The 7,150-nt window shown below is 69.5% G+C and carries 5 protein-coding genes; 1 reads left to right on the top strand and 4 read right to left on the bottom strand.

Annotation, left to right across the window (positions count from 1 at the left end):
• Positions 1 to 310 precede the first annotated feature (310 nt).
• The 4 genes from ACOQFS_RS02925 to ACOQFS_RS02940 all read right to left on the bottom strand — a co-directional run bounded on the left by ACOQFS_RS02925 (position 311) and on the right by ACOQFS_RS02940 (position 4,984).
• On the bottom strand, positions 311 to 1,210 hold the full coding sequence (locus ACOQFS_RS02925) for a helix-turn-helix domain-containing protein (RefSeq protein ID WP_421561475.1): 900 nt from the start codon (positions 1,208 to 1,210) through the stop codon (positions 311 to 313).
• Positions 1,210 to 1,833, bottom strand: coding sequence for a hypothetical protein (locus ACOQFS_RS02930; RefSeq protein ID WP_421561476.1), 624 nt, complete (start codon positions 1,831 to 1,833; stop codon positions 1,210 to 1,212). The genes ACOQFS_RS02925 and ACOQFS_RS02930 overlap by 1 nt, the downstream gene beginning before the upstream one ends.
• Before the next feature lie 79 nt (positions 1,834 to 1,912).
• Positions 1,913 to 2,836: a hypothetical protein gene (locus ACOQFS_RS02935; protein WP_421561477.1), complete on the bottom strand. Its 924-nt coding sequence runs from the start codon at positions 2,834 to 2,836 to the stop codon at positions 1,913 to 1,915.
• A gap of 207 nt (positions 2,837 to 3,043) precedes the next feature.
• A complete protein-coding gene (locus tag ACOQFS_RS02940) occupies positions 3,044 to 4,984 on the bottom strand; it encodes a sigma-54-dependent Fis family transcriptional regulator (protein WP_421561478.1) in 1,941 nt (646 codons plus the stop codon).
• A gap of 329 nt (positions 4,985 to 5,313) precedes the next feature.
• Here ACOQFS_RS02940 and ACOQFS_RS02945 point away from each other — a divergent pair, with 329 nt between their 5' ends.
• Positions 5,314 to 6,837 (top strand): aldehyde dehydrogenase family protein, encoded by a 1,524-nt coding sequence (locus ACOQFS_RS02945; RefSeq protein WP_421561479.1) that lies wholly within the window; start codon positions 5,314 to 5,316, stop codon positions 6,835 to 6,837.
• Positions 6,838 to 7,150 lie beyond the last annotated feature (313 nt).

Below are 7,150 nucleotides of genomic sequence, written 5' to 3' on the forward strand. Positions count from 1 at the left end.
CCGATTGAGACTGCATGCTTCCAATTGAACCGCTCACGCTGAGCGCGTGGAAGCGCCGCGCAAGGCTTCGACAAGCTCAGCCCGAACGGATATTTGAAGTTCTGTGGTGCCGGCTCGACGGCTCGACAAGACCTTGAAGGATGGCCTGCGTAACCCTCGCGAGTCGGTGGTAGTGCGGGTCGGGATGGGCCGCAAGGCGTCTTGTTGCAGCCAATAGCGCGGCCATTGGCAAGAAAGGCAACGTCGCGGACCGCCCGAGACCGCGCTATCGCGGACTGCAGGGCGTTATGCAGACCATCCTCAACAGGCGCTAAGCCGCATCGGTGCGCACCGCGCCGGGCGCCGCGCGGCGGTGGATCCACGGTGTCTGTGCGTCCGGCCCCCGGGACGGCAGGGACCGGTCGCGCCGCGCGAGGTACCACATCAGCCAGTCGGGCTGGTCGGTGCTGTCGAGCTGGACCCGGTCGGGCTGGAAGAACTGCGAGGGCGCGTGGCCATAGCACTGCATCCAGACCCGGGCAAAGTGCGCCGAGTCGACGAAACCTGCGGCCTGCGCGATCTGGGTCAGCGGCAGATCGCTGCCCATGAAGCTGGCCGCCGCCCGGATCTTGACCGACAGCGCATAGCGCCGCATCGACAGGCCCAGGCCCTGGTTGAACAGTCGCGAGGCGTGGTGGGGCGAGATGCCCACGTGCGGGGCCAGGCGCTCCAGCTCGGCGCCGGGGTCTTCGTCGAGCAGGGCCATGAGCATGCGCACGCGCTCGTCCAGCGGGGCGGGGGGCGGCAGGCTGCGGGCCACGGCCTGCGCAATCGCGTGGGCCTGCGCGTCCAGCGCGTGGCCTGCCAGCAGGCCGTGCGACAAGCGCTGCGCCAGGTCTGCAAACCGCGCTGCCGCCGGGGGCGGCAGGGCCTGCACGCCGGGGTGGGGCACGCCGTGAAAGCTGCGGTAGTGCGCGTGGTGGGGCTCCAGGTCGATCAGCACCATGGGCCGGCTGCCGGACAGCACGGCCTTGCGCACCATGGGCCGCACCAGCAGCGCGGGCGCGGCCACCGTCTGGCCCTCGCAATCGACGGTGAACGGCGCGCCGTCCACCGCGCACAGCAGCGTGGCCGACTGGCGCACGGTGTGGCCGGGCCGCATCGGGCCTGCATAGACGATGCCATCGCCCAGCAGGCGGACCCGGGGGAGCGCCGCTGTTTCGGCGGGCATCATGCGGGGGCCTGCGGTGCGTTGCCCAGCGGCACGGACAGCCGCACCAGCGCGCTGTCGCGTACCACTTCCAGGGTCAGGCTGCGCGCGAGCATCAGGCTGACCAGGGTCTCTTCAACCGGCGGCTGGCCGGGCAGGTCGAGCGAATGGATCACGTCGCCCACCCGCAGGCCGGCCTGCTCATAGCGGCTGCCGGGCAGCACGGCCCGCACGACCAGGCCGCCGCGGGGCTCCGGCGCCAGCGCCACGTGGTCGAGCAGCGCGCGCGCCGCCAGGGGCTGGTGCACCGAGAGCCGGGCGGGGTCGATGGCGGCGTTGTGTGTGCGCGGGTCGCCGTCGGCCAGGGGGGTGGCAGCGGCGTCGTCGTCGATGGCGCCGGACAGGCGCTCCCAAGGAAAGGTGCTGCGCGCCAGGTCCCGCCCCGTCGCGCCGGGTGCCGGGAACCCGCCCGCATGCGCGACGTGTGCGGTGCCCGCGTGCCGCGCAGGGGCTGCCGGTGCCGCCGGATCGCTGCCGGGCCACAGCCACCACAGGCCGACGCCCAGGGCCAGGGCAGCGGCGGCCATGCGCCCGCCGGGCATGGGCTGCGCAGGGGGGGCGGCGGTACGGCGTTGCTTGGTCATGGCGAACCTTCATTGGGCGCGGCGCCAGGGCGCCGCGCAACGGGAAAAGCCCGGAGCGATGGCCGGGCGCCTAGGAGTTTCAGGGCGTGACGAAGGTCTTGAGCCAGTTCATGGTGGCCTTTACGCCCCACTCGCCCGAGCCGTACTCGTAGTAGGGGTCGACCGCCAGAATGCCCGAGCACTGCACGCCGATGGCGCCCAGGTTGCCCATGAAGCAGTGGTCGGCATTCAGGTCGGCCACCTCGCGGTCCTTCACGATGTACCAGCCGCTGCCGTTCTTGCGGAAGCACGACTGCTGGCCCGCGCACTGCAGGCCGGTGACCAGCTCGGCCTGCGAGCGGGCGATGGCTTCGGTGCCGCCGACGAACATGTCGCGCTCGCCGTTGATGATGCGGATGCGGTCGCCGGGCTGGGTGTGCTTGCCGTCGGCCATGCACGAGGCGAGGTTGTAGGCGGCGGTGTAGGTCGAGCCCGTGCCCTGCCCCATCGATGCGCGCACGCGCGGCTCGTAGTTGCGCGACAGCACCGAGATGATGGAGCCCTGGCTCAGCCCGCCGGTGGCGATGCCCTTGGAACAGTCGACCTTGCCGCGTGCGCACAGCTTGGCAACGGCGCTGTTGGCATTGGTCGCGTCGAAGATGCCCTTGGCGCGTCCGCTGATGGTGTTGCAGCTGCCGAAGGTGGCGTTGTCGTATTCGACCGTGGCGGCGACAAAGCCGCGGGCCACGGCGGCGTCCAGCGCGGCCTTGGCCCAGGCGCTGTCATAGGCCTCGCCGGTGCCGGTGGTGTGCACATACAGCGGGTACTTGCCCGTGGCGCTCGGCTCCTTGCCGTAGATCTTGTACGAGCTGCCGTTGCGGTAGGTGGTGTTGAAGGTGGACTGCGCCTGCACCGGGGCGGCGGCAGCGAGCAGCAGGGCGCCCAGGGTCAGGACGCCGCCGGCGCGGGTGGCGGCGCGCCGCAGCGCGTGGAAGAAGAACGGGGAACGGGTTGAAGGGCTCACGGTTGTCTCCGGTAGGTTGTCGGTGGGAAGGGTCCGGGCCAGAGTCTAGGAATCGCCCCGTGCGCGGCCTTGTACCGAAAGTCCATGGGCCTACCGGCTTTCCCGTAGCCGGGGTCGCCCGCCCGCCGGTCGGGCGCCAGAAATATGATTAAAAAAGGTCTTCAGCGCTTACTGGTAAAGCGCAGACAGCTATCATAAATGTAGCTATCAGCGTGGTGATTGCGCGCCCAGCTTGCGGTACAGCGTCTGGCGGCTGATGCCCAGCTGGCGCGCCGCCTGCGAGACGTTGCCGCGCGCGGCCTGCAGGGCCTGGTCGATGGCGGCGCGGGAGAGTTGCTGCAGGTTCAGTGAGACCGGGCTGGCGGCGGTTTCGTTCTGTGCGGGGGCCGGGGCTGCCGTGAGCGCCTGCACCAGGTCGTCCGGCAGGTGCTCCCAGCCCAGCGTGTCTTCACCATCCGCCAGCATGGCGCAGGCGGTGCGCAGCACATTGGCCAGCTGGCGCAGGTTGCCCGGCCAGGCGTGGGCGGCCAGGCGGGCCAGCAGGTCGGGCGCCACCTGCACCTCAAAACCCAGGCCCTGTTCCGTCGCCAGGTCGGCCAGCAGGCGCTGGGCCAGCGCCACAAAGTCGCTGCGCTCGCGCAGCGCGGGCAGCTGCACGGTGAGGCCGTTGATGCGGTAGTACAGGTCTTGCCGAAAGCGCCCCAACTCGGCCGCTTGCTGCAGCTGCTGGTGTGTGGCGCAGACCAGTGCAAAGTCCACCGGCACGGCCTTGCTGGCGCCCACAGGCGTCACGCTGCGCTCCTGCAGCACGCGCAGCAGGCGGGTCTGCAGGGCCAGGGGCATGTCGCCGATTTCGTCGAGGAAGAGCGTGCCGCCATGGGCCTCGCGCAGGCGGCCGAGGTGACCCTCTCTGCGCGCGCCGGTGAAGGCACCGGCCACATGTCCGAAGAGTTCGGATTCGATCAGGTGCTCGGGGATGGCCGCGCAGTTGATGGCCACAAATGGCGCATCGCGGCGCGGGCCGCTGGCATGCAGCGCGCGCGCAAACACCTCCTTGCCCACGCCCGATTCGCCTTGCACCAGCACCGCAATCGGCTTGCCCACCACGCGGCGCGCCTTGTCGGCGGCACTGCGCCAGCGGGCATCGCCGGTGTCCAGCTGGGCCAGCGCATCCTGCGCAGGCACCACTGCGGCGCTGGCCCGGGCCGGGGCGGCCACCCACGCGGCGGCATCCACCTGCACCTGCACAAACAGCAGTGCGCCGCCGGGCGTGCGCACCGCCAGCGGCTGCTGCGGGCGGCGCGCGTGGTGCGAGAGCAGGTCGTCGAGCCGCACCTGCAGCACGCGTTCGAGCAAGGTGGCACCCACATCACCCGCGCGCAGGCCCAGCTGGGCCAGGGCCATGCGGTTGGCGCCCACGATCCAGCCATCGCCCGACACCGCCACGATGCCCTCGGCCACGCTGCCGATGCCCTCGGGCGCGCTGTGCAGGTGCAGGCGGATGTTGCGCTTGCAGGTGGCGGCGAGCAGGCGGTTTTCGATCATGCGCGCGGCCGTGCTGACCAGGCCCAGCGTGTGCGCGTGGCCGTTGCGGCAGTCGCCCGAGATGTCGAGCACGCCCAGCAGCTCGCCCGTGGCCGAGAGGATGGGCGAGGCCGCGCAGGTGAGAAAGCCATTGCGCTCCAGGTAATGCTCGCCGCCGTGCACCTGCACCGCGCAGCCCTCGGCCAGCGCCGTGCCGATGGCGTTGGTGCCCCGGTGGTCCTCGTGCCACGAGGCCCCGCTGGTCAACGCCACGCGTTCGGCCTTGTCCACAAAGTGCGGGTCGCCCAGCGTGTGCATGAGCATGCCGCGCCGGTCGGCCAGCACCACCACGCTCTGGCTGTGGCGCACCTGCTCGAACAGGTACTCCATCACCGGCCGCGAATGCGCCAGCAGCTCGGGGTTGCTGGCCAGCACCTGGCGCAGCGTGCCGCTGCTGGGGTGATCGATGCCCTGGGGACGGCCCGTGGGCAGCAGGCCCGCCGTCATGCTGCGCGACCAAGAGCGCGCCAGGCGTTCGTCCACCAGGCCGCTGGGGCACTGGCCAGAGTCCAGCAGCTGCTGGCGGGCCTGTCGCAGGGCGACGGGGGAGGTATTGGGGCGCACGTTGTTTGTCTCCGTGCAGGGTCGCCGCGCGGGCGCCCTGCTTGTGGTGTGTGGCCCAGTATGGCGGCGCGCACAGCGCGGGGCAAGCGTGCGGCCCCAAGGCCCGCGCCAACTGTTCCATTTCGTGACAGGTGTCGCGGCCCGGCACAGCGCGGGGTGGTCCGCTGCGACAGGCGGGCGCGGTGGGTGCTGCCAAAAACCCAATGAAATCAACGGCCCGTGCCCCGGCACGCGCTGGCACGTGTTTTGAGTAGGGGGTGGGCATCGGACGGGCCTTCAGCGTCCGCCCGATGCCCACAAGCACACAACCATTGCAGGAGACAAACACCATGACCGTGTACGCAGCCCCCGGCGCCCCAGGCGCCAAGATCACCTACAAGCCCCAGTACGACAACTTCATCGGCGGCAAATTCGTGCCGCCCGTCAAGGGCCAGTATTTCGACGTCATCACGCCCGTGAGCGGCAAGGTCTACACCCGCGCCGCCCGCTCCACCGCCGAAGACATCGAACTGGCGCTGGACGCCGCCCATGCCGCCGCCGACAGCTGGGGCAAGACCGATGCCGCCACGCGCGCCAACCTGCTGCTCAAGATCGCCAACCGCATCGAAGAGAACCTGGAGCGCCTGGCCTACGCCGAGACCGTGGACAACGGCAAGGCGATCCGCGAAACGCTGAACGCCGACATCCCGCTCACCGTGGATCATTTCCGCTACTTCGCGGGCTGCCTGCGCGCGCAGGAAGGTGGCATCAGCGAGATCGACGAGAACACCATGGCGTACCACATCCACGAGCCGCTGGGCGTGGTGGGCCAGATCATTCCCTGGAACTTCCCCATCCTGATGGCGGCCTGGAAGCTGGCCCCGGCCCTGGGCGCGGGCAACTGCGTGGTGCTCAAGCCCGCGGAGTCCACGCCGATTTCCATCCTCATCCTGGTGGAGCTGATTGCCGACCTGCTGCCGCCCGGCGTGCTGAACATCGTCAACGGCTTTGGGCGCGAGGCGGGCATGCCGCTGGCGCAGAGCAAGCGCATTGCAAAAATCGCCTTCACCGGCTCCACCAGCACCGGCCGCGTGATTGCGCAGGCCGCTGCCAACAACCTCATCCCTGCCACGCTGGAGCTGGGCGGCAAGAGCCCCAACATCTTCTTCGCCGATGTGATGGACAAGGACGATGCCTTCCTGGACAAGGCCATCGAGGGCCTGGTGCTGTTCGCGTTCAACCAGGGCGAGGTCTGCACCTGCCCATCGCGTGCACTCATTCAAGAGTCGATCTACGACAAGTTCATGGAACGCGTCTTGAAGCGCGTGGCCGCCATCCAGCACGCCAACCCGCTCGACACCCACAGCATGATGGGCGCGCAGGCATCCAAAGAGCAGCTCACCAAGATCCTGAGCTACCTGGACCTGGGCAAGCAGGAAGGCGCCGAAGTGCTGGCCGGTGGCGGCCAGGCCCACCTGGGCGGCGACCTGGAAGGCGGCTACTACGTGCAGCCCACGCTGTTCAAGGGCCACAACAAGATGCGCATCTTCCAGGAGGAAATCTTCGGCCCCGTGCTGGCCGTGACCACCTTCAAGGACGAGGCCGAGGCGCTGGCGATTGCCAACGACACGCTGTACGGCCTGGGCGCCGGCGTGTGGAGCCGCAACGGCAATGTGGCCTACCGCATGGGCCGCGCGATCAAGGCCGGGCGCGTGTGGACCAACTGTTACCACGCGTACCCGGCGCATGCGGCGTTTGGCGGCTACAAGGAGTCGGGCATCGGGCGCGAGACGCACAAGATGATGCTGGACCACTATCAACAGACCAAGAACCTGCTGGTTTCGTATTCGGAGAACAAGCTCGGGTTCTTCTGATGCAGGTCTGCGCACGTTGATAGCCCCGAACCGTTCGGGCTGAGCCTGTCGAAGCCTTGCGCAGCGCTTCGACAGGCTCAGCGTGAACGGGTGGTGGGGTGCTGCGGGTGATGTGGCGCTGCGAGTGGTGGGGCCATCCCCGTTCAGTTCCGCAGTTACCCCAGCCTCATCCGGAAGGCGGTCGTCGCGCCCCTCCCACCGTTCGGGCTGAGCTTGTCGAAGCCTTGCGCGGCGCTTCGACAGGCTCAGCGTGAACGGATGGGTGGGCGCAGATCCATGCCATCGGTGCGAGGGGGCGGGCTGGCAACGGCCC

Source organism: Paracidovorax sp. MALMAid1276, assembly GCF_049198005.1.
GTDB lineage: Bacteria > Pseudomonadota > Gammaproteobacteria > Burkholderiales > Burkholderiaceae_C > Acidovorax.